General features: G+C 54.6%; 17 protein-coding genes. 8 read left to right on the top strand and 9 right to left on the bottom strand.

The window, feature by feature from the left end:
• The first annotated feature begins 39 nt into the window (after positions 1–39).
• Together E1162_RS18585 and E1162_RS18580 are read left to right on the top strand one after the other, a co-directional pair.
• The gene (locus E1162_RS18585) at positions 40–435 is read left to right on the top strand and encodes a rhodanese-like domain-containing protein (protein ID WP_155134631.1); all 396 of its coding nucleotides are present in this window, start codon (positions 40–42) and stop codon (positions 433–435) included.
• Positions 436–593: 158 nt separating this feature from the next.
• The gene (locus E1162_RS18580; RefSeq protein WP_155134628.1) at positions 594–2,135 is read left to right on the top strand and encodes a DUF3011 domain-containing protein; all 1,542 of its coding nucleotides are present in this window, start codon (positions 594–596) and stop codon (positions 2,133–2,135) included.
• 33 nt (positions 2,136–2,168) lie between these two features.
• On the opposite strand, the gene E1162_RS18575 is transcribed toward E1162_RS18580, so the two are convergent.
• On the bottom strand, positions 2,169–2,954 hold the full coding sequence (locus E1162_RS18575; protein ID WP_155134625.1) for an AraC family transcriptional regulator: 786 nt from the start codon (positions 2,952–2,954) through the stop codon (positions 2,169–2,171).
• Positions 2,955–3,154: 200 nt separating this feature from the next.
• Here E1162_RS18575 and E1162_RS18570 point away from each other — a divergent pair, with 200 nt between their 5' ends.
• Entirely contained in the window at positions 3,155–4,375 is a 1,221-nt protein-coding gene (locus E1162_RS18570) for an MFS transporter (RefSeq protein ID WP_155134622.1), read from the top strand.
• A 72-nt stretch (positions 4,376–4,447) separates the two neighbouring features.
• Here the strand turns inward: E1162_RS18570 and E1162_RS18565 are convergent, their stop codons facing one another.
• Together E1162_RS18565 and E1162_RS18560 are read right to left on the bottom strand one after the other, a co-directional pair.
• The gene (locus E1162_RS18565) at positions 4,448–4,768 is read right to left on the bottom strand and encodes a 2Fe-2S iron-sulfur cluster-binding protein (protein ID WP_155134619.1); all 321 of its coding nucleotides are present in this window, start codon (positions 4,766–4,768) and stop codon (positions 4,448–4,450) included.
• A gap of 152 nt (positions 4,769–4,920) precedes the next feature.
• The gene (locus tag E1162_RS18560; RefSeq protein ID WP_257099115.1) at positions 4,921–5,265 is read right to left on the bottom strand and encodes an Hpt domain-containing protein; all 345 of its coding nucleotides are present in this window, start codon (positions 5,263–5,265) and stop codon (positions 4,921–4,923) included.
• Between the two features lie 869 nt (positions 5,266–6,134).
• Between E1162_RS18560 and E1162_RS18555 the strand changes: the two genes are divergently transcribed.
• Positions 6,135–13,586: an apolipoprotein A-IV repeat region-like domain-containing protein gene (locus tag E1162_RS18555; protein ID WP_155134615.1), complete on the top strand. Its 7,452-nt coding sequence runs from the start codon at positions 6,135–6,137 to the stop codon at positions 13,584–13,586.
• Positions 13,587–13,680: 94 nt separating this feature from the next.
• Here E1162_RS18555 and E1162_RS18550 read toward each other — a convergent pair whose 3' ends face one another.
• A complete protein-coding gene (locus E1162_RS18550) occupies positions 13,681–14,010 on the bottom strand; it encodes a hypothetical protein (RefSeq protein WP_155134611.1) in 330 nt (109 codons plus the stop codon).
• Positions 14,011–14,233: 223 nt separating this feature from the next.
• On the opposite strand from E1162_RS18550, the gene E1162_RS18545 reads away from it, so the two are divergent.
• Entirely contained in the window at positions 14,234–14,749 is a 516-nt protein-coding gene (locus E1162_RS18545; RefSeq protein ID WP_257099114.1) for a BA14K family protein, read from the top strand.
• A gap of 156 nt (positions 14,750–14,905) precedes the next feature.
• Positions 14,906–15,946 carry a ligand-gated ion channel gene (locus E1162_RS18540; protein ID WP_155134608.1) on the top strand — a complete coding sequence of 347 codons (1,041 nt, stop codon included), beginning with the start codon at positions 14,906–14,908 and terminating at the stop codon, positions 15,944–15,946.
• A gap of 18 nt (positions 15,947–15,964) precedes the next feature.
• On the opposite strand, the gene E1162_RS18535 is transcribed toward E1162_RS18540, so the two are convergent.
• The 4 genes from E1162_RS18535 to E1162_RS18520 all read right to left on the bottom strand — a co-directional run bounded on the left by E1162_RS18535 (position 15,965) and on the right by E1162_RS18520 (position 20,537).
• Complete coding sequence (locus E1162_RS18535) at positions 15,965–16,549, bottom strand: ABC-type transport auxiliary lipoprotein family protein (protein ID WP_155135142.1); 585 nt, start codon at positions 16,547–16,549, stop codon at positions 15,965–15,967.
• 88 nt (positions 16,550–16,637) lie between these two features.
• The gene (locus E1162_RS18530; protein WP_155134605.1) at positions 16,638–18,575 is read right to left on the bottom strand and encodes an MlaD family protein; all 1,938 of its coding nucleotides are present in this window, start codon (positions 18,573–18,575) and stop codon (positions 16,638–16,640) included.
• A gap of 12 nt (positions 18,576–18,587) precedes the next feature.
• A complete protein-coding gene (locus tag E1162_RS18525; protein ID WP_155134602.1) occupies positions 18,588–19,403 on the bottom strand; it encodes an ABC transporter ATP-binding protein in 816 nt (271 codons plus the stop codon).
• Positions 19,404–19,406: 3 nt separating this feature from the next.
• Positions 19,407–20,537: an MlaE family ABC transporter permease gene (locus tag E1162_RS18520; RefSeq protein WP_371312016.1), complete on the bottom strand. Its 1,131-nt coding sequence runs from the start codon at positions 20,535–20,537 to the stop codon at positions 19,407–19,409.
• 123 nt (positions 20,538–20,660) lie between these two features.
• Between E1162_RS18520 and dgcN the strand changes: the two genes are divergently transcribed.
• Together dgcN and dgcA are read left to right on the top strand one after the other, a co-directional pair.
• The gene (dgcN, locus tag E1162_RS18515; RefSeq protein ID WP_155134596.1) at positions 20,661–21,671 is read left to right on the top strand and encodes an N-acetyltransferase DgcN; all 1,011 of its coding nucleotides are present in this window, start codon (positions 20,661–20,663) and stop codon (positions 21,669–21,671) included.
• A 1-nt stretch (position 21,672) separates the two neighbouring features.
• On the top strand, positions 21,673–22,650 hold the full coding sequence (dgcA, locus tag E1162_RS18510; protein WP_155134593.1) for an N-acetyl-D-Glu racemase DgcA: 978 nt from the start codon (positions 21,673–21,675) through the stop codon (positions 22,648–22,650).
• Between the two features lie 82 nt (positions 22,651–22,732).
• On the opposite strand, the gene E1162_RS18505 is transcribed toward dgcA, so the two are convergent.
• Positions 22,733–23,914 carry an MFS transporter gene (locus tag E1162_RS18505; protein WP_155134590.1) on the bottom strand — a complete coding sequence of 394 codons (1,182 nt, stop codon included), beginning with the start codon at positions 23,912–23,914 and terminating at the stop codon, positions 22,733–22,735.
• Positions 23,915–23,927: the final 13 nt, after the last annotated feature.

Below are 23,927 nucleotides of genomic sequence, written 5' to 3'. Positions count from 1 at the left end.
TTTTCTCCTCCCTCCCAATTTCAAGCAAAGGATACTCCTATGAATTTTGAGCAGCTCAAGCACTATCAAGCGAAGCTCGCCTTTGAGATGGATAGCTGGGATCTCTACGAGGCCATGGAACGTGGCGACAACTTCGTTGTCGTTGATGGCCGAAAGGAAGAAGCCTTCGGTATGGAGCGCATTCCCGGCGCAATTAATCTGCCCCATCGTGACATCTGCACCAACAGCACGGCAAAACTGGATAAAGGCAAAGTCTATGTTTGCTATTGCGATGGCATCGGCTGCAACGCGTCCACCAAAACAGCTATGAAACTTCTAACCCTAGGCTTTGAAGTGAAAGAGCTGATCGGTGGGCTCGACTGGTGGATCCGCGATGGATATGCCACAGAAGGCATCAACGCCAGAGCAGGCACAGAAGTAAACTGCGGCTGCTAGCATTACCCTCGGGCTAGGTGCCTGGCTGTTTTGGCTAAGTACCAGCCCCTGCGACCTTGCCATTCATTCACAGTTCAGCTTAGGTAATCTACGCTAGGTTGTCCTAGCGAGAGCCTTTGCTATAGCTGGGCTGATAATGACATGGGGGTTCGGGATCAATGAAGGTTTGGGTAGCGGTCGCTTCTGCGGCTTTGGCCAGTGTGCTTTGGACAAGTGGAGCAAACGCACAGCAACAAGATAATCCGCTTCAAACCATACCCATGCGGATTTTCCAAGCCTGCATGTTTGAAACCGGCGGCGCTCTTGGCAGCGACAGGTTTCGCGAATGCGTTCTCGACAAAACCCGCGACGAGATTATCGGCACCCCTGCCCCGCAGCCACCAACACCGGACAACGGTACGCAAGTCCCTGCTGGTGACATCGTGATTTGCAGCTCGGTGAACAACAAACGCTCTATCTGCGAGCTGTCACCTGTTCGCCGCGGTAATGTTGCGCTCATCAGCCAGCAGAGCAAAAAGCCCTGCACTGTGGGTGAAACGTGGGGCGTAAACAACCGTGGTGTCTGGGTGAAGAAAGGTTGCCGCGGCGTGTTCTACATCGGCACCCGCCCAAGCAACAACCCGTCCTACCAGACATGGGCAAACTATGTCCGCGAGAACGGTCAGACTGAAGACCTGCCTAAACTACCAAAGAAGACCAAGGACGGCTGGCTGCGCTGTGCACTGGAAAACCAGTTCTGTAGCGTGCCATATCAAACACGCGTTCGTTTTGGCGTGCCCGGTCAGTTCACCGAACGCACTGTAAAGAACAAGATCGCCTGTAACCGCGCCAGCTTTGGCGAGCCTGCACCAATGCAACGCAAGGCATGCTACTACCTGCCAAAGAAAGAAGAACCGCCAGTGATCGTGCCTCCGGTTGATCCGGTTGAACAGGCAAAAGCCGGTCCTCTTCGCACTGCACGCCTTTCCTGTCAGGCGCAGGCCCGTAAGGTTCTGGCCGCTAAAGGCATGGGCGTTAAAAACACCGCTGTTGTTCTTGGCCTTGGCCACGTTGGTGGCAACAAAGCCAACGCATCTCCTGTTTTGAAGCTGAAAGGCAAAGAACTCAAAGGTCGTGGTCTCTTCCAAAGCGGCAAAGACACATGGTCTCCATTTACCTTCTCTTGCCTACTGGAAAACAAGCAGACAACGGCTTTCAATATCGAGGTGAAAGAAACGGGAACAGCGAAAACCCTGTCGAACCTCATCCCTATGCGTGATAAGTTCACTGACAACCCTGCACCGACCAAAGGCTATGACGGCACTTTGCGCTGGCAGGCAACGGGCGGTGACCGCCCAACCCTGATCCACGGCGTGCCGGAAACAGATGACCGTGACTTCCTCGCGGTTTGCAACAAGCGTACGGGCAAGATCAAGGTTCACATGATCGCTCCGCCGCCAGACTACAAAACCGGCGAAAGCACACTCGTGTCCATTGGCTCCAAGAGCTACGTGGAAGACTACGCAGCTAAGGGCGGCACTTCTGACAACGAGGCAGGTGTAGCCCTTCCAGCGATCGAGCTTTCCCGCTCTTCACCGCTTTGGAGCCAGATGATCAAAGACAATGACCTTGCCATTACTATTGGCGGGTATCTGAGCCACCGCGTTAGCCTTAAGGGCAGCGCCAAACCGGTTCGCAGCTTCCTTGCAAGCTGTCGCTGATCAAACAGCAAAGGCAGGGTTCGCGCCCTGCCTTTATTCCTTCTCTCGGAAATATTGGCCCGGTGTCACGCCAAACGCCTTTTTAAAGGTCGCGATAAACGCGCTCGGCCCCTCGTAACCGAGCTTGTGTGAGACATCGCTTACTGTACGATCCGCCGCCAGCAGCTCTAGCGCTCTAAAGAGCTTCGCCTGATTGCACCAGCGCCTGTAGCTAATCCCCGTCTCGGCAGAAAAACGCCGCTCAAAGGTGCGCTGGGATAAGGCACAGGATGCAGCAGCCGTTGCAACAGAGGGAATGTGGGCAGGACACTCAACAATGCGATCTGCCAACCCCTTCAGCTTTTCATTGCTAGGAAACGTTAGTTGAAGCGGCGCAGTCGGCAACAACGCCATCTGATCCAGTAGAACGCGGGCAAGGCGGCCAGCGGGGCTGTGTTCATCGTAGTGCCGCGTCATGCCCATAAGCGCCATAATCAGCTCTCGCAGCAATGGCGTTACCTGCACCACAATGGGTTCAGCAGCGAACTGGGAGCACCAGTCCTCGCGCACATACAGCGTGCGGAACTCGGTGTAGGTTGGATAGATGGTACGGTGTTCCATATTGCCGGGCACCCAAACGGCCCGCTCAGGTGGCACAACAAACGTTCCTCCGGCGGTTTGCACCACCAAAGACCCCTTGGTGATATGAAGAAGCTGACCGCGAGCATGATGGTGCCAGTCGTTATTCTCTTTCCCTGCCAAATCCTTTGCATAGGCGATTATGGGCGTATCACTGTCGTGATCCGGCGCTTCCAATACATCAGGGTGAATAACAGGCATGTTCCCTCCACTCGTGCCGTTCTTCCCGCGAACCTGCCTAAGAAGACGGGTAAAGACAAAGCCCTAGAGCAGAAAGAGCTTTCAGCTTGAGCTAAAACCCCTCCTGTGGCATTTCGCAGATATTATTTGGCAGAGTAACGCTATCACGGCAGGCAGAACTTAATCTATGTGTTTTTTCATAGATTTCTACAGAGGTATCAATGTTCAGTTCTTTAAAGCACCCTCAGTACGGATGGCGTTCTCCCGCTGTACTGCTGATCCTGATGACGATAGCCATGCAGCTCTCGTTCTCGGTCTGGTGGAACTTGATGAATAATTTTGCCGTGAACGAAATCCACTTCACGGGCCGAGAAATCGGCATTCAGCAATCCATTCGAGAAATTCCGGGCTTCCTTGCCTTCACCGCTGTATTCGCTCTGTTTTTGTTCAGAGAGCAAACCTTCGCCTATATCTCTTTGTTGGTACTTGGCGTCGGCGTGGCGGTGACAGGTTACTTCCCAACCGCCTACGGCTTTTATTTTACCACGCTGATCATGTCGATCGGCTTCCACTATTATGAAACCATGCAGCAATCCCTCTCGCTGCAATGGCTGCCAAAGAAGACCGCCCCCGCAACAATGGGCAAGATCCTGTCTTTTGCAGCAGCAGCCCAGCTCGTGGCTTACGGCGCAATCATGCTAACGTGGAACAGCCTCGGCCTGTCGTTTACCACGGTCTTCTTGATCGCTGGCATCTCTACCATCGTTATCGTTGCAGTCGTTGCAACACAATTTCCGAAGTTCAACGAAGGCGTTCCGCAGCACAAGAAGCTTATCCTGCGCAAGCGCTACTGGCTCTACTACGCCCTCACCTTCATGGGCGGCGCGCGTCGTCAGATCTTTACGGTATTTGCTGGCTTCTTGATGGTAGAGCGCTTTGGCTACGACGTGCATGAAGTCGCAGGCCTCTTCCTGCTCAACGGCTTGATCAACGTCTTTATCGCCCACCGAATTGGTGCATTCATCGGTCGTTTTGGGGAACGCTTCTCGCTCACCCTTGAGTACATCGGCCTGTTCATCGTCTTCACCATGTACGCTTTCGTTACCAACGAATACATCGCCGGTGCGCTCTATGTGATCGACCACGCGTTCTTTGCCATGGCGATCGCAATGAAGACCTACTTCCAGAAGATTGCCGATCCGGCAGACATCGCACCAACTGCGGGTGTCGCCTTTACTATCAACCATATCGCAGCAGTTGTTATTCCAGTCGTCTTCGGCACCATCTGGCTCTATTCGCCAGAAGCTGTGTTCCTTGCAGGTGCAGGCATGGCGCTGATCAGCCTTGTTCTATCCCGCCTCATTCCGCACAAACCAGAACCGGGTCACGAACTCATCTGGGGCGCGGCAGACGCAAGCTTCAAAAAGCCTGCTAGCGTCTAAACAGCGCTCACTCCACAAACAAAAAAGGCTGGCACATTCGCCAGCCTTTTTTAATTGAAATATGGAAATGCCTTAGCCTTGGCTTTCCGGAATATGTACGACCAGACCGTCCAGCGCATCATCTACGCGGATCTGGCAGGACAGACGGGACGTGTCACGAACGTCCTGTGCGAAGTCCAGCATGTCTTCTTCCATAGCTTCCGGCTCACCCGTTTTGTCGCTCCACTCAGGATCAACATAAACGTGGCAAGTAGCACAAGCGCATGCGCCGCCGCATTCAGCTTCAATGCCCGGAACCATGTTCTTGATAGCAGCTTCCATTACAGTGGCGCCGGACTGTGCTTCCACTTCAAAGCGCTCACCTTCAGAGGTGATGTATACGATTTTCGGCATTTAATAGAACTCTTGCCAAGTTTTAGGATGTTTGCAGACTTTAGACCTGAGATAACCGGAATATCACGTGGGTTCAAGAAAAACCGCAGGCTAATTGGTAGGGAGTTCAGTTTCACAGCGCCAATACTTTGGCAATGACCGCTGAAGACCAGCTACTGACAGCGCTGGCGAATAACAACGCAGGTCCGCTCCAGCAATTGAAGCAGCTCCTCAACCGCTACCGCCTGCCCCTGTCTGGCAGCTTCTTCTTCCTTAGAGCAAGCATTGCCTATAGCTACAGCTCCAATTCCTCTGGAAGAACCCTTGAGCCGGTGGATATGGTCAGCAAGCTCAACAGGCGCGCTGGTTTGCCTCAATAGCTGCGGAAACAATGCAGCCTGTTCCAGAAAAATGCCGAGCACCTGACGTTCTAACTCAGCATCTCCAAAACTAACTTTTTCAAGATGGTCAATATCCAGAAGGATTTCTTCAGCAGGCGTGTTTTCGGCGTTTACCAACTGCAACTTCCCGTAGGGTAATGCGTGGACAGATTCTGAACCGGCGGGTGTAATGATTCTATTACGCTACCAAACCCGCGGTCTTAACCACAGGTTTTCTGTAGGGTAGCAGCGAACATTCAGACAGAATCAGAGTTGAGTCACCTATGCAATTTAAAAATTAGTTTTTATGGTTAATAAACTCTTGCGGGTATGATTCATAGCGGCCCATTTATCACCCACCCCAACACCGTAACTAGGTAATTTTCTGTAATATTATTCAGCAATTCCTTACCGCTCTGCCCTTCCGGCACAGGCCGCGGCAAGCCACTCGCTGCCCCCTTCGTTAACAAAGCAGGAAGTATTCCGCTAGGTAAGAGTTTGGAAAACCTAGAGTCTGCTTAGAGTCTTTTCGCGCAATTCTCGCGGACTTGTTAAGGATTGAAAAAACCACAATCTCCGGCTGTTTTCACAAGGCGAGCGAAGGCCACTTCGATGGTTTGGCTGAATGGCTCTGATCTTTGAATGTTTACACCCGCGCTTAAAACACCTTGGAATTTTTCCCCCGCGTTCATAGTGCGTGTGAAAGGCTCCCAAACATTCGCACTTCCTGCGTTAGTGGCGTCCACAATAGCCCGCAACGCGTGTTGTACCGCCCTCCTGTTTGTGCCATTAGGTTAATGACCAAAGTAAGGTGGGGACCTGCGTTCTTTTGTAGTGTTAGAGTTAACACGCGGCGTACACGAGAACAGCTAAACGGAGCTGCTTCGGGCACACGTCTCAAAGCGTATACAACCGGCCCTGCCTTGCTGGTATGGCGCAATCACAGGTGGCGACTAGTCCTGTGAATGCGACCGGTGAGTAAAGAGTACGGACGCGAGGCGACAAATATGGCGAACCCCCCGAAGGCGAAAGCTCCATCGGAAGTGGCACTGTCAGCAGTCGAAGAAGCTCTAGCCAAAGACTTTGGCGGGCCAAACGACGTTGATTCCATTTTCGAAACGGAAGCAACAGCTAAAACTGGCGAAAAAGCGCAGGCAGAACCTTCCAAAAATCCAAGCAAGCTGGAAAAAACCATGTCCGAGCTTGAGAAGAAGGAAGAGGCAAGCATTGCCAAGCGCCGTCGTGGCCGTGGAGGCCGCCCTCCGGCAGCCAGCAACGATGATCGTCAGAGCATCGGCTCGCTTATGTTTGCGCTTCAGCGTAAACCGTCTACCGCTCCATTCTGGTTCGCTTTTGCCCTGTCCGTCGTCTGGGCAAGCATCGGCTCCGCATTGGCATGGAATGCCTTTGCACCGGAATTCACTGAAGGCTTCTCCTTCTCTGCAATGGCTGAACAGCCATCCATGATGCTGTCTCTTATCGGCATCCTGGTCCCTATCGTTTTCTTCTGGGTTATGGCGTTGATGTTCTGGCGCGCGCAGGAAATGCGCAACGTCGCCCACTCCATGACACAGGTTGCTCTTCGTCTGGCCGAGCCGGAGGAAGTTGCTAAAGAGAGCATTCTCAGCGTTGGTCAGGCCATCCGCCGCGAAGTCGCGGCTATGGGTGATGGTATCGAGCGTGCAATTGCCCGCGCCAGCGAGCTGGAAGTGCTCATCCATAAAGAAGTATCGTCTCTCGAAAACTCCTATAATGACAACGAGCTGAAAATCCGCCGCCTCGTTGAGGAACTCGTCAGCCAGCGTGAAGCCATTCAGGCAAACGCTGAACTTGTTCGTGAAACCATTTCCGGTACCCACGAAAACCTCGCTTCCCAGCTTTCTTCGACTTCAGAGAATTTCGCCAATTCTGTAGACCGTGCCCGCGAGCGCCTCACCAGCGCGGTCGATTCTGTTATCGAGAAAATGTCCGACAAGGTGGAAGACCGGATCAACTCCGCCACCGAGAACTTTACCGAAGCCGGTAGCTCCCTCGTTTCCTCCCTCACCGTGCGCGGTGATGATTATGTGGACCGCCTCACCTCCACAGGTAACGAACTCGTTGATACCCTCAGCGTCTCCGGCCGCGACATGGCTGAGCGCCTTGAAAGCCGCGGTACCGAGATCAACGAGGAGTTTGCTAAAACCGCTGACAAATTCGTTGATGGCCTCACCCTGCGCGGTGACGAACTCAACTCCCGTTTGGCAGAGACTTCCGACACCCTCATCAGCGCACTGTCCGAGCGCTCCGAGGCAATCGGCTCTACCCTCTCCGGTATCGGCGAAGAGATCATCGACGGTCTTGGCTCCCGTGCAAACGAGATTGGCGAACTGCTGCATGACCGCGGTAACGTTCTTAACGAGACCCTTGCCACCGCTGGTGAAGAGCTGACCCGCACAATTGCAGAACAGACCTCTGCAATGAACACCTCGCTCATCCAGCAGGGTATGGACCTGAAAGACACCATCGAAGGCACTGCAGCAACGGTTACCGAGCAGTTTGCAGGCGCAAGCGCCCAGCTGACCGACACGATCGTTTCCGCAACCTCCGGCGTAACAGAGCAGTTCAACGCAGCACACCTGCAGCTGAACGACACGCTCACCACCAACCTTGCCCAGTTTACCGAAAGCGTAAACGCAACCGGTTCGCAGGTTGCACAGACCATCAGCAGCAGCACGCTGGAAGTTACCGCCCAGTTCAACGCGGCAAACACCCAGCTGAACGCAACCGTCAACGACAGCCTCGACATCTTCACCCAGACTGTCGATGCATCCAACGTTGCTCTGCGCGAAACCATCACCGACACTGTCGTGACCGTTTCCGAGCAGATGAACGCGGCAAACGATGCTCTCTCCGGCACCCTCACACAGGGCCTCAGCGAGTTTACCGAGTCTGTTGCAACAACCAGCAGCGAACTGACCGAGACCCTCGTAAACACCACCAGCTCCGTCACCGACGAGATCAGCAAGGCAAACATCCAGCTGAACACGACGCTGACCTCTGGTGTGAACACCATTTCCCAGAGCGTTTCCGACGCAAACGAGCAGATCAGCGACACCCTCAACGGCTCCGTGGACCGCATGGTCAGCGAGCTGGGCGGCGCAACCAGCCTGCTTTCCGAAACACTTTCCGAAAGCACCGGCACCCTCGTTTCCGAACTGGGCAGCGTTACCGGCACCCTTTCCGAAACGCTGGATTCCACCGCGAACCGTCTGGTTCTGGAAGTTGGCCATGCATCTGGTCAGGTATCGGAAGCAATCAACGGCAACACCGAGCGTCTGGTGGACGAGCTGGGCAACGCAGCCGGCTACATCTCCCAGACCATGGACGCAAAAACCGGCGCGATGCTGGCAGACCTCGACGGCGCAGGCACTTTGCTTGCACAGACCCTCGACGGTACCGCAGAGCGCATGGTTTCCCTGCTTGCAGGCGCAAGCACCCAGCTTTCTGAAACTCTGGAAGAGAAAACCGGCGCAGTTGTCGGCGAACTCTCTCAGGCAAGTTCCGGCCTTACCCATACTCTGGAAGACAAGACCGACTTCATGGTCACCCAGATCTCTGGCGCAAGCACGCAGCTTTCCCAGACACTGGAAGGCCACACCGAGCACATGTACGGCCAGATTTCCGGCGCGAGCGCACAGCTTGCCGAAACTCTGGAAGGACAGACCGGTCAGCTTGTTGCAGAAATCTCCGGCGCAAGCTCCCTGCTTTCCGACACACTGGAAGGCCAAAAAGGCCAGCTCGTTGCAGAAATCGCAGATGCCAGCCAGCAGCTCTCCCAGTCTCTGGAAGGCAAGGCAGAGCAGGTTGTTGGCGACATTTCCGGCGCAAGCGAAGCCCTCACCCAGAGCCTCGACAGCACAGCAGGCCGTGTTGTTTCCCAGCTCGAAGGTGCAAGCGGCAACGTTGTGGAAGTACTGGAAGGCACCTCTGGCCGCGTGATCTCGCAGCTCACCGGTTCCAGCGAAGCACTGGTACAGACCCTCGGCGAAACTTCTTCCCGTGTTATCGAAGAGTTCTCCGGTGCGAACGCCCAGCTGCATGAAACGCTTGAAAGCACCATCGCAGGTGTTACCGAGCACTTCGGTAGCGCAAGCGTTAAGCTTTCCGACGAGATCCTCAGCCACGGCGCTCAGATCAACGACAACCTGTCTTCTACCAGCAGTCGCTTGATCGACACCATCTCCGCACGCACCGATGAACTCATCGGCACCGTGGACGAGCGCGTTACTTATCTGGATCAGGCACTTCGCCAGACCGGCGAATTTGCAGCAGACACCATTTCCAACCGCGGTCTGGAAATCAACGATGCAATCGGCCAGCAGGCAGAAAGCTTCGTCGAGACCCTCGCCTCCCGTACAGCAGAGGTTTCCGAAACCCTGCGCGGCACCGGCGACAGCATCGTCTCCGACATTGCTGAGCGCGGCGCGGAAATCACATCCCGCATCGACCAGACCGCTTCCACCCTTGGTGAAACCATCACCGTTGGCGGCGGCACACTGGCAGATCGCCTCGAGACCGTATCCGGTCAGATCCATCACTCCATCACCGTTGGTGGTGCAGCCCTTGATGAAGCTCTGGCAACCCGTGGTCAGGAAGTTGTTGGCCTCATCGACAACCAGACCAACGAGTTCCGCGTTGCAATTGAAACGGCAAGCGTTGAAGTTACCGGCGCACTTGGCGAACGTACGCAGGAACTGGCTGAAAAGCTGGGCGAAACCGGCACCGCACTGGCGCACCTCATCGGCGCACGCGGCGAGCGCATCACCGAAGACTTCGCAGAAGTCGGCGAGCGCCTTGCAGAAACGCTGGACGTACGTGGCCGCGCCCTCAACGATGGTCTGGCAAGCCGCCTCGTAGAACTGGAACAGGTTGTGACCGAGCACGGCGCAGAACTGGTTCAGGCTCTCGACAACCGCAGCCAGAAGATCACCACATCCTTCGACAGCCGCATCGAGCATCTGGACAGCACCCTGTCCGAGCGCACAGCGACTTTCGAACACTCCTTCGACGATCGCGCAACTGCCCTCACCGGTACCATCGAGTCCCGTACACAAGCTCTTGCGACAGCAGTGGAAGCTGGCACCGACCTTCTGGCCAACACGCTGGAAGAAAAGTCCCAGTCCATCTCCAAGATCCTCGAGGACCGCACCGACATTATCGCCGTCAACCTGTCCGAGCGCGTGGAAGAAGTGGGTGCAAACCTTACTCAGCGTGCAGAGAAGATCGGCGACATTCTTGTCGAGCGCAGTGAGACCATTGAAAAGACGATTGCAAACTCCCTATCCACCTTCGACCAGACTGTTGGCGAGAAAGTGGAAGCAGCAGCAACCGTCATCACCGACCGTGCAGAACATCTGGCAACATCCATGTCCGTTGGCACCGAGCGCATCGACCATGCACTCGACGCCCGCGCACGCCAGATCTCCGAGACACTCGTTGCCCGTACCCGCGAGATCGCCAAGGCGTTCCACGAGGGTCAGAGCGAGATGTCCGATGCACTCGATGGTCGTCTGGAAGAAGCAGGCAACGTTCTGGTTCGCCAGTCCAAGGAACTCACAGACGCCCTTGCAGAGCGCGTGGCAGAGATCAACGTCTCTCTCGGCTCCAAGGTATTCGAAGTGGCAGAAACCCTCGATACCCGCGCAGTGGCACTGGAGAACATCCTCAACGACCGTCTGGAAGCAATCTCCACCAAGCTTGCTGGTGAAGGTGAAAAGGCTACCGAAGCACTTGCCGGTGCAATGTCCGACGCGACAAAGACACTTGGCAACGAAAGCTCCCGTATTCGCGAGATGATCGTGGATGTGGTGGGTCAGGCAGCTTCCCGCCTTGCAGACGAGCGTATTCGCACCGAAGAGACTGTTACAGAGGGCATGGCTCAGCTGGCAGGCACTCTCTCCAAGGAAGGCGAACGCCTGCACGAAATCGTTACCCTCTCCGTTTCCGAAGCACGCGAAAGCCTGCAGGGCGAAGGTGCGGCAGCAGCCAAGTCTGTTACCGAGTCCCTCGACCTTCTGCGCGGCAGCCTGACCGAAGAAACCGAAGGTGTTCGCGAAATCGTTCTCAACACCGTTGCTCAGGCAGCACGTACGCTTGCAGTTGAAAGCGAGAACGCTCGTGCGCTGTACGCTGCTTCCCTTGCTGAAATGTCCGGTCAGCTTACCGGCGAAAGCGACAAGGTACGCGACGACCTCAACCGCACTGTTGCCGAAATCTCCGGCAAGCTTTCCGCAGAAAGCGACCGTGCGAAAGCGGTTCTTGCAGAATCCGTCGAAAACGTCCGCAACCTGCTTGCTGGCGAAACCGACGAAGTACGCGATCGCGTCTCCGCTGTTATCGAAGAAGCAGCAGGCATGCTCTCCGCACGCGGTGCAGCAGTGGCCGACGAGCTTCTGCAGAAGGCAGACAACCTCAACGAAGCATTCGGCGCACGCTCTGCCGAACTGTCCACCATCATCGGCAAGGACGGTACAGAGCTTATCAACGCGATCGAAATGCGTGCCCACGACCTCACCAGCCGCGTCAACGAAGTGCAGAGCGCAATTCTTGAGGCTGTTACCGTCAAGGGCCGTGATCTGGCTGACACCTTCGCCCGCAATGGTCTGGATGCAACCCGCGCCCTCGTTGAGGCCGGTGACCGCATCGTTCACGCCATTGACGAACGTTCCGACAGCGCTGCGACCCGTCTGGAAGACAGCCGCAGCCGCATGAGCACCGAACTGACCGCCCTCCTCGACACCATCACCAATAAGGGTCAGGAAGCGGCAGAGGTGTTCACCCGTCAAGGTCATGATGCAAGCACCAACCTTGCTCACACCATCGACAGCATCGGCAACACCATTGAGGACCGCAGCCGTCTGGCAGCATCCGTTCTCAACGGTACAAAGGAACGTCTGGAGAAAGACATCTCCGACATCCTTATGCGCCTCAACACATCCAACGGCTCTCTGCGCGATATTCTGGCAACCGCTGGCGACAACCTCAACGAGGTGGAAACCAACCTTGCAGCCCGCGCTGGCGAGTTCCGCAGCACCATCGACCGCGCAGTTTCCGAAACCGCGGCAGCTGGTCAGGCAATCGAGTCTCAGGTGGATGCTCTGCGCGGCACAACCAGCAACGTGCTGGCCGATGCAGCTAACATCACCAGCCGTATGGAAACCCAGAACCGTCACCTTGCAGAAGCGATCCAGCATCTGGAAGAGACCAACAACACCGTCGACACCCGCCTGCACGATCGCCGCATGGCAATCGAGATGGTGGCCGACACCCTCATCAAGAAGACCGAGGGTATCGAACAGCTCATGTCCACGTACACCGTCACCCTGGGCGATACGCTGGAAGTGGCAGACGACAAGGCACGCGAAGTTTCTGCAATGCTCAAAGCGGCAGCAGAAGCAGCAACCAAGTCTGTTACAGAGCAGTTCGAGAACATGCGCATGACCGCTGGCATGGAAGGCCAGAAGGCACGCGATGCGGTTCGTATGGCTCAGGACGACATCATGAGCGAAATGCAGCGCACCGTGACCGAGGCTTCCGAGCGCTTTACAGAAGCAACTACCCGCATGCGCGACGTGGCACGCGATGTACACCGCGAGCTGGAAGCAACCCGCTCCGAACTGGCAGCAGGTCTACATGCCCTGCCAGAAGAGGCAGAGCAGTCTTCCGCAGCACTGCGCAAGGTCATCAACGAGCAGGTTAAGGCACTTGGCGAACTATCCAAGATCGTTTCCAAGCAGTCTGCTAACTTCGACGTTTCCGCACCAATGGCGCAAGGCACCCTTGCACAGCCAATGCCGGAAATGGCGGCACCAGCAGCAGCGCCTGCTCCGGCTTCAACCTACGCCAGCCGTCCGGCAGCACCTCAGGCCCCTAGCCTGTCGTCTCTGGGCAGCAGCGAACGCCCAAGCCGCTACACACCAGCTGCAGCACCACGCGGTGAAGCTGATGCGGCCCGCGGCGGCGCAAACGGTGGCAAAGGCTGGGTAAGCGATCTCTTGAAGCGCGCTTCCACTGGTAACGAAGAGCGTTCCGCTCCGCGTCCTTCCATGGCAGCAAGCAGCCGCACCCCGCAGCACATGGTAGAGTCTCTCAACTCTCTCAGCATGGACATTGCCCGCGCTGTAGACCACGAGACCTTCATTGAACTGTGGGAGCGTTACAAGCGCGGTGAGCGTGACGTCTTTACCCGTCGCCTCTACACCCTGCAGGGACAGCAGACCTTCGACGAGATCCGTCAGAAGTACAAGCGCGACCCTGAATTCCGCTCCGCAGTAGAGCGTTACATTCAGGACTTCGAGCAGCTGCTTTCTCAGGTATCCAGAAACGGTAGCGATCCGAACCTCGGTCAAACCTACCTAACCTCCGATACCGGCAAGGTTTACACCATGCTTGCACACGCAAGTGGCCGCTTCGAATAAGGCTTCTGACACTCAAAACAAAAAGCCCCGCTCTTTAGCGGGGTTTTTTATTGCTCGTTTTCAGGGTGGGCCACGCACCGTTCATGGTCACAAATCACCAAGCGCAAATCTTGGTGTTGGTCTCGGTGTTTTCCCAGCATGCACTGTCTGCAGAAGAGCGAATGTATTCGCCAGGAAGAAAGATACGGCGGCCTGTTCCAAAGTCGCCATAACCGTTCGCAACGTTTTTCTCCTGCATTATCAGCCGGTAGGTTGGCTTAGTGGCTGCAGAGATTTCAAAGCTGCCATCTTTGAATAGCGGAGTGAAGTTACAAGGGTACCGGCCATCATCACTGGTAAAGCAGATAGCTTCCTTCGCTAAAACTGAACCGGTAAATGGAAATGCAAGGGCAACAACCATTGCCGCAAGTCTAAGAGATTTCATAGTATCCTCCTTAATGCACTTTACGCTCCAAGGACGGAGAAACAGTAGATCTGTGATAATACCTTTGAAGAAATAATGGCGATTTATACTAATAAAATGCGCTAGAGCTTGGATGGATTTATTGCAAGATTTACAAACCTGTCAATTTTGACAGGCATTTGCGAGACAATTAGGTATAATAGAGCTGCTGCACCTGAATTTGAGGTGGGGGCTGGAGGCCCCGATGAAGCTTACGCCTATTATTGCTATTGCCGCACTTGGCGGTGCCGCGCTGCTATGGAGCGGCCCTGAGGCGAGCGCTATGCCTCTACCTGTGCCCGATAAGTCCCATTTCACCACCCCTGTGAGTTCGGCTCTTCTTGCTGGCCTTATCGACGTGCGCGACAGACGTTACTATCGCGGCCACAGGCATCATTATCGCCCGCACCGTTATTACCCTCGCAGATACTACCGTCCGCGCTACAGGCCCCTCTACAGGCCGTTTTATCGCCCTTACTATGGTTGGGGTGGTGGCTGGGGCGGTGGTCTTTCCTTTGGCGGCATCGGCTTCGGCTTTGGCGGTCCACTCTATCCGGCACCGCGATACTACGCTCCTCCGCCACCACCGCCAGTTTATCGCGGCGGGCTAAGGCCATGGTCGCCAGAGTGGTATCGCTACTGTTCAGCCAAGTACCGCAGTTTCAACCCGAGAACAGGCACCTATACCGCTTATTCCGGCAAGACGCGCTTCTGCCGTTAGTGTCGGCCTTAACGAGGTTCGCAAAGCCGGTCTTGACGGACCAGCGGCGCTTTAGGAGGATAAACGCCCAAAGACAAACCTTTGCTCAAATGAACAACGAAGAACACCTGAGCAGAGGTTGAAAGGGATGCGGCCAGACAAAAAGGGAGAACCCCCGTGCCACTAACAAGGGTATTGGCGCTGTGTGCTCTGGCGTGCCTATGGCTGGCTGGGCCTGCCGCCGCTTCTGAGCGCTGCGCCGTCCCAGATGACTACCTTTCCGACATCAGGCCCGACCCAGATGGCCCTCCAACGCAAATGACGATCGGTATTTTGGTTGCTGACGTACTTGCAATTGACGACGTGACGCAAACCATCGATTTGGATCTCATTGCCGGAAAAAAGTGGAAGGACCCACGCCTTGCGCATCTCAAGGGCTGCAAGCTGCAGAGAAACGAGGTCTGGTTTCCTGTAAGCGATGTTTTGAATTCCAACGAACTGAAACGCGCCAGAAGCAGGTTTAACTCAGATCAGGTAAGCATCGAAAAAGACGGTACCCTCACCTACGGACAACGCTTTTACGGCCCTGTGGCCACCTACCACAATCTTCGCAAATTCCCTTTTGATGAACACGTCATCCGCATTCGTATCGCAACCTTCGAGCATCCGGCAGATAAGGTTCAGCTCAGTGTAGAACGTAATATTTCCGGCCTTGCGGAGCGGCTTAATATTCCCGACTGGACCATCAAAGATGTGACCTTCAACGTGGAAGATGTTTATGTGCCGGAACTAAACACCAACTATTCCATGCTGCACGTTGATATCTACGCAAGCCGCCACAGCACCTTTTACGTGGTGAAGCTGCTATTTCCCCTCACCCTTATCGTGCTGATGTCCTTTGTGGTCTTCTGGATCAACCCTGAGCGGTTCGGCCCGCAGATCGGCCTGACGGCCACTGCAATGCTGACGTTGATTGCCTTTCAGTTCGCCCTATCAACGTTGCTGCCTAAAGTAAGCTACATGACCACAATGGATATTTTGATCCTCGGCTCAACGGCTCTGGTATTTTGCGCTTTGGTGGAGGCTACAATTACCTCAGCACTTGTGGTGAACGGCAAAGCACAACTTGCTCAGCGCATCGACCGCGTATGCAGATGGCTATTCCCCGCCCTACTCGTACTGGTCTGGGCCGGCATTTACCTAGCGAACTGGAAATAAGGAACCTGACTATGAGGCCTAGATGACCTTCAGCGTCCAAGCGGCGATCTCGGCCATAACCTGATCCGCAGCAACGTTCATTGCATCCACGGCTTCATCCAGATCAGTAGAGCTGGTTGGAACCTCAGCGCGGAAGAGACGGCTTGCTTTGGAAACACCGTTACGGTCATTCACGACGCGGGCAGCGACCTCAACATAGGCACGGGTACCGCCGTTGATGTTCATCTCGAATGAGCGGATGGTTGTCTGCAGCTGATAGTCGATCAAGAGGCCCTGCCCCGGACGACCTACACCGCGCAGCTTGCCGGTATTTTCTAGCGTCTCGATCAGCTTGGCCTGAAAGACGTTTGGCAATGTGTCTGCCCAAGCAACCTTCGGATAGTAGGAGTAGATGCGGCCTTCCTCAGCCACAGCAATGGAGCTGGTGTCCAATGCCTGCAAGGCCATAGGAGCAGCAACAAGAACCTGAACATTCTTGGCGGACGCAGAGGTATTCACGCTGACAGGAGCGGTCAACCCATAAAGAGCCTGAGGGCCAGAAGAGCCGCAAGCACTCAAGCCCAGCAGCACGACGGCTGCGCTCATCAGTTTTAGCATGGTCATTTTAGACAAGCTAAGCGGCTCCACTCATTCAACCTAGGGTCAACACCTCTAATTGACTAGGCAATTTCCAACCAAATTGCAAAATGTATTAGCGTCGTTTTGCACCATTAAAGACGGGTGTGTCCGATCCGCCAAAGATTACCCTGTTTGGATTCTGATCAAAATTACTTACAGCACGCTGTATTTCCACAAGAGTTGCATTAAGTTGCTGCATTGCGGCCGCAAAGTCAGATGACCCCTGCTGGCTAAAGCGAAGTAGATTTTGTGAAATCGGCTCGGCTTTATCTGCAAAAGCATCGGCAACAATGCGAATCGACTTAGCAGCAGCAGTCGCCTCTACAATCAGGCCTTCACCGTCCCCTTCAACCATGCCGTCAACTTTGTTGAGCAGCCCGTTTACACGAACGGAAGCAGCATTGAGGTTATTGGCGATCTGCTTGCCTTCGGAAATAATCTCGTCGATGTCCTTGGTCTTGGCCTTCAGGTTACCCGTCATCTCATTGACGTTGCTAGCAGCCTGCTTGGCTTCGTCAATGGTCTGGCCAATCTCGTCGCTCTTGCCAGAAAGCGTGCTCGCCACCTTCTCGGCGGAGGTTACGATAGAGTCCACTTTCTTCGGATCAACAGCGGCAACGAGTTGCTCAGCCTGATCGAGGAAGGCAGAGGCATCCTTCATAGTGGCTTCCAGCTCTTTGGAAACCACAGCAAGGTTATCGCTGATCTGTTTGCTGTTGGCGATAATGGCGTCAACGTCCTTGTCACGATCAGCGAAGGTCTTTGTCACCTTGTTGATGTTGACGGATGCAGAAGCAGCTTCATCGATAATCTGAGTGATTTGCGCGTCCTTTTGCGCAAACGTTCCAGACACCTGATCAACTGAAGCAATAATCTGCTCGACCTTGGTCGGGTCTACCGCCTGTATCACCTTGTTGAGCTGTTCGGTGCCAGCGTTGATCTGATCAGACGCTTTCACAGCATTGGTCACGAACTGGTCGATCTCATCCTGACGGGCAACGATGTTGGTCGAAAGGGTCGATACGTTTTTGCCGATTTCGCTGGCAGAGCTGAGAATGCTCTCAATCTCTTCCTTGCGATCAGTAATCACAGCACCAAGATCAGCAGCGCCTTTTACAGTCTTCTGCACGTCCTTAGGGTCAACCGCAGCAAGCAGCGCGTCCACGTCCTTGAGGCTGTCATTCACCCCAACGGAGAACTCTTCGAGGTTGTCCGCAGCTGTTTGCGCTGTTGAAACGATGCTGCCAACGCCATCAGCAGATTTGGAGAGCTTGGTGGTAATAACCTCGACGTTATTGACGATCTCACCGATCTTTTCCGGCGGCACGTCGGCAATCATCTGCTCACCGCGCTCCACGAGGCTGCCAATACGCCCGGAAAGGGAGGTCAAAGCCTTGGCTGTGCTGGTAATACCCTCAAGAAATTCAGAAACACCATCTGCGTTTTTCGCAAGTGCACCAGAGAACACTTCAATGTTTGAAATGGTCTTGGAAATCTCCGGACCGGATTGCTCGACAACGGTCTCAATGGAGCCCAGCGTTTTATCGGCCTTCTGGAGAATATCCTTGGCCCCTTCGATAAGGTCTTCAAACTGGGAGCGGCTTGCATAGATAACCGGTACTTCGTTGGAAGTCGGATCAATCAGCGCTGGAGACGATAGCGTACCGCCGTGCAGATCCACATAGGCAACACCTGTCAGGCCCGTATAGCCCAGCGATGCCTTGGTATCACGGCGGATCGGAGCGTTGGCGTCAATACGAACCGTTGCAACAACAAGGCGGGGATCTTCCGCATCGAACGTCAGATCGGTCACATCACCGATCTTGATACCGTTAAACAGCACCTGCCCACCCTTCGGCAGACCGGTTACAGCGCCAGGAAAGATGATTTTCACATCCGAACGCTTATTGGCATCTGCGCCGCTCATAAGCCAGAAAACGAAAATGAATGCCGCAGCCACTATGGCCAAGACGAACGCGCCGATGGCAATGTTATTTGCACGGGTTTCCATCGAAGTGTCTCCTTAAACCCTGTTAAGGGCGCGCTTGCCCCTGAAGTATTCTTTTACCCAAGGGTGGTCACAGTGCATCATATCCTCAATCGTACCCTCTACCAGCACCCGTTTTTCCGCAAGAACGGCAATGCGGTCACAAATGCTGTGCAAGCTGTCCAGATCGTGGGTCACCATGTACACGGTGAAGCCAAGCGTCTCGCGTAGCTTTAAAATAAGATCATCAAAATCGGCAGCGCCAATAGGGTCCAGCCCCGAAGTCGGCTCGTCCAGAAACACCAGCTCAGGGTCCAGCGAAAGCGCTCTGGCAAGCGCTGCACGCTTAATCATACCGCCGGAAAGTTCTGATGGTAGCTTGTCCGCCGCATCACGGGGCAAACCAACCATCTCCACCTTCATCAGAGCCAGCTCATCCATCAGCTTTTGCGAAAGGCGCAAATGCTCCTTCATTGGCAGCTGCACGTTCTGCTTTACAGTGAGAGAGGAAAATAGCGCGCCCTGCTGGAACAACACTCCCCAGCGCTGCTCGATCAGCTTCCGCTCAGCATCTGACACAGCAGAAAAATCATGTCCAAAGACCTTGATTACACCACTTCTTTTGGGGTTGAGGCCCAAGATAGTACGCATCAAGACCGATTTACCCTGCCCTGAACCACCAACAAAACCAAGCACTTCACCGCGATAAACATCGAGGTTGAGGTGATCCAGCACCACCTTTTTGCCAAAGGCGACGGTTACATCCTGCGCCCGCAAAATGACTTCACGCCCCGCTTCGACGGGTAGCAGGTTTTCCTCTTTCGTCTCTGCTCCGCTGTCGTTTTGCGCCATTACCTAGACCCCGATCGATGCGAAGAAGATTGCAAAAATGCCATCGACGAGGATGACGAGGAAAATGGCCTTCACCACAGACATGGTCGTATGGGTGCCAAGGCTTTCGGTAGAACCTTCCACCTTCATACCTTCAACACAGGCAATAAGGCCCACAATCAGCGCCATGAACGGAGCCTTGATCAAGCCCACCATCAAGGTTTCCGGTGTAATCGCAATTTTGAGCTGCTCGATAAATCCAGCCGGAAGAATATCGAGATAAATCCAGCAAATGAGGCCTGCACCCAGTAGTGCCGCAAGATCGGAAATAAACACAAGCGCAGGCAATGCCAGCATAAGCGCGATAAGGCGCGGGAGAATAAGAACTTCCGTGACCCGCAAGCCGATAACATGGAGCGCATCAATTTCCTCGCGCATCTTCATGGAACCGATTTCAGCGGTAAATGCCGAGCCAGATCGACCAGCAACCATAATGGCCGTCAAAATAACCCCGATCTCGCGCAGAACGAGAATGCCGGTCAAATCGACCACAAAGATATCCGCGCCGAACTGGCGCAAATAAAAGCCGCCCTGCTGTGCGATAATACCGCCAATTAGAAAGCTCATCAGCGCGATAATAGGCACAGCACCGATACACGTTTTCTGAAATTGAACAGCAATGGAAACGGGCCGCAGGCGGCGCGGATTAATGAGAACAGTTGCCAGCACACTGGCCATGGACCCAAGAATATGCAGCACTGCCAAAAAGTCGTGCCACGCAGTACGGGTGCGCTTACCTGTTAGCTCCAGATAATCGGCAACACTCATCCTGTCAGACTTGGCCACATACTCTTCGCGATTATAGTCGGCGACGGTATTGATCAGCTCACGCTGTTCTGCCCGCCCGCCTTGAACAAGCTCCGACGCACCGCCCAGATTGCGCAAAAGCGAAAAGATCACCCACGCTCCGGCGGTGTCCATACGCTCCACACCATCAAGGTTCACAGTGAAGGGTTGGCCCTTCAGCTTTGCAAGGGTAGTGCCCAAAAGCGATTCGCATTCGCCAGCCCATGAAACAACCCATCCACCACTTAGGGTTACTACCGAGCCATCATCCCCAGCAGAATGAACCACCTTTGGTCTATTTGGCAGCACATTTACATCCATAAGTCGAATCTGGGCCCCTTGCTCAAGCTTACTCCCTTCCCCTATACAGTGTTGTATGCCGTTAGGTCCAGCAACCTTACGGTTTCCTTCCTAATATCTCAGGCTGCAATCATGGAAATTACACCGCCATACCTTTTGTTCCTCGGGGACGTTAAAGATAATCTTGCCGCTAAAACCGGCCTTGGCATCGTAGACTGGCGTCCCGAATGGTGCGTTGGCCAGTTGCGCCTTGAGGGCTGCAACGCTGATGCCGGTATTGATGACCTTTCTATCGACAATGCCGTTGCCAAAGGCGCAAAGACATTTGTCATCGGCTGCGTAAACGCAGGCGGCATGCTGCCGGACCATTGGGTTGAAACCATTGTTGCAGCTGTTGAAGCAGGCATGGACGTTGCAAGCGGCCTGCATAGCCGTTTGGAAGAGTTTCCTGCAATCAAGGAAGCGGCAGAGCGTAACGGCGTAAAGCTCATCAACGTGCGCCACTCCGACCAGAAGTTCGCGACAGGCAAAGGCTCCAAGCGCTCCGGCAAGCGCCTGCTTGCTGTTGGCACTGACTGTTCCGTTGGCAAGAAGTACACAGCCCTTGCAATGGACAAAGGCATGCGCGAGCGCGGCTTTAACGCAACCTTTGCCCCAACGGGTCAGACCGGCGTATTTATTTCCGGCCGCGGTATCTCTCTCGATGCTGTGATCGCCGACTTTATTTCCGGCGCAGCTGAATGGCTGACACCAGACGCCGATGAAAACCACTGGCATGTGGTTGAAGGTCAGGGTTCCCTGTTCCACCCTTCCTTTGCTGGTGTAACTCTTGGCCTTCTGCATGGCTCCCAGCCGGATGCCTTCATTGTTTGCCACGAGCCAACCCGCACCAACATGCGCGGGGTTCAAACACCTTTGCCAACGATCCAGCAGGTGATTGATCTAACCATCGCAAACGGCAAGCTCACCAATCCTGATATTCGTTGCGTTGGCATCTCTGTCAACACAACAGCTCTGGAAGACGCCGAAGCACGCGCTTACCTCCAAGGCCTTAGCGAAGAGTACCAACTGCCAGCCACCGATCCGGTGCGCTATGGTGTTGCTCCAATCGTAGACAAGCTTGTTGAAGTATACGGCGTCTAACATGAAGCTCACAGTTGAAGCTCAGGAGTTCCCCATTGAGGGGGGCTTCACCATCTCCCGCGGTACTCGCACCCACGCAAAGGTTGTTGTTGCAACCGTAAGCGAGGGTGATGTTGTTGGCCGCGGTGAATGCGTGCCTTACCCGCGCTACGGCGAGAGCGTTGAAGGCGTTGCCGCAGATATCGAGAAGATGGCAAATGCTGTCTCCGGTGGCCTGACACCTCAAGCACTACAGCAGCTAATGCCAGCAGGTGCTGCCCGCTGCGCCCTTGATAGTGCGCTGTGGGACTTTACCGCCAAGAAGCAAGGCACCACCGTTGCGCAGCTTTTGGGCATTGCGCCGCTGAAATCCGTGACGACCGCCTTCACCATCTCTGTCGGTACGCCTGAGAAAATGGCAGCTGATGCAGCCAAAGCTGCGCACCGTCCGCTCCTCAAGGTTAAGCTTGCAGGCGATGGCGATGTTGATCGTATCACCGCCGTTCGTGCAGTAGCGCCTAACTCACGCCTTATCGTAGACGCGAACGAGGCTTGGACAGAGGCAAACCTTGAAGCCAACATGCGTGCGTGCTTTGAAGCAGGCGTCGGCCTTGTTGAGCAACCTCTGCCAGCAGACAACGATGCCATTTTGGGCGACGTGGAACATCTCATCCCGATTTGCGCGGATGAGAGCCTTCACACCTCCAAAGACCTTGAGCATCTGCGTGGCCGCTACTCTGCGGTTAACATCAAGATGGATAAAACAGGTGGTCTGACCGAAGCCATGATCCTTGCCCGCAAGGCAAAAGAAATGGACTTCGTAGTCATGGTCGGCTGTATGCTCGGCACATCTTTGGGAATGGCACCAGCCTTCCACGTTGCTCAGGAAGCAACCTTTGTGGATCTGGATGGACCTTTGCTGCTCTCCAAAGACCGTGATCCCGGCTTTACTTTTGACGGCAGCATCATGATGCCGCCGCCTCCCGCTCTTTGGGGCTGAGCGCAGACCAACACAAAAACAAACAAAACGGCGAGAGGATCATCCTACTCGCCGTTTTTTATTGTCTAGAATACGGGCGTGCTCAGGCAGCGCGAGGCACCAACTGTAGTGGTTTCCAGATCAAAGCCAGCAAAGCCATACCCACAACCGACATCACCGCCATGGCGTAGAACGTCACTGCCGGATCGTAGGTGTAAAGCCAGCCCGTTCCGATAGCAGCAACGCCGAGAATAAGACCGATATAGGTTTGCGCAGCCCCTTGAACTGTGCCGAGGTACTTACCCTCAACAACCTCTGCCAGATATGACGTCATGCCAAGATGCACCATGCCGAAGTTCGCTCCATGAAGAAGCTGGACGATAACAGCCAGCGTCACATCCGTTGCATGAGGGAACAGCATCCAGCGCAGGACAGCAGAAGCACCGCCAACCATGACGAGCATCAGTGGTCCCATCCGCTCCAGCAGCACGCGGCCTTTCATGAAGACGAGAATTTCGGCAACAACACCGACGGACCAAAGAATACCGACAGTGCCATCTGAAAGCCCGTTCGCCAGCCAGTAGATGCTGCCAAAGCTGTAAAGCGCGGCAAGGCTACCAAGCAACAAACCGACCGCCAGCAGAAATCCATGAATGGGCCAGTTGCGCAGGGCCGGCGCGCGCCACGGTGCTTGCTGGTTATGCTCCTTTTTTTCCGAGGGCATACCCGGCAATTTCAACGCCACAAGAGCTGCAACCAAGAACCCCAGCGCAGTAAACGCTTGAAGAGAAATAGGAGAGAAAACAGAGAGATACCAGCCACCAAACAACGTAGCGACGATAAAGGCGACTGAGCCCCAAGAGCGCATGAAGCCATAGTCGCTTCCGTAAACTTTCACCGCTTCGAAGGCATAGGCGTCGGCCAGTGGCTGCATGGGTGCGTGGCAGATGGATACGATAACCACCACTGCAAAAATGGACCAGTAACCATCAAGGACAACAAGCGAGAAAAAGCAAAGCGCGCAAATGACGCCATAAAACGCCAGCGAATGCCGCCGCCTTCCCGCCCTATCAGAAAGGCTTGTTGTAACCGGTGTAGCAACAATCTTGATGATATTGGGAAGCGATACAAACAGGGCAATTTCAACTGGCGAGAACGACAGCGCTTCCAGATACAAAGGAAAGTACGGCAAAAACAGCCCAAAACCCAAAAAGTACCCTGCAAACAGCAGGCTAACGCCAATGCTGGTCCAATTTAACTCTATTTTACTCAAGGGATTGGCCATGAAGTGCTCACGT

It is taken from the genome of Pseudovibrio flavus (genome assembly GCF_009711345.1).
Lineage (GTDB): Bacteria > Pseudomonadota > Alphaproteobacteria > Rhizobiales > Stappiaceae > Pseudovibrio > Pseudovibrio flavus.
The sequence above is the reverse complement of the archived record's forward strand: the minus strand, read 5'-3'. Positions and strand labels throughout refer to the sequence as shown.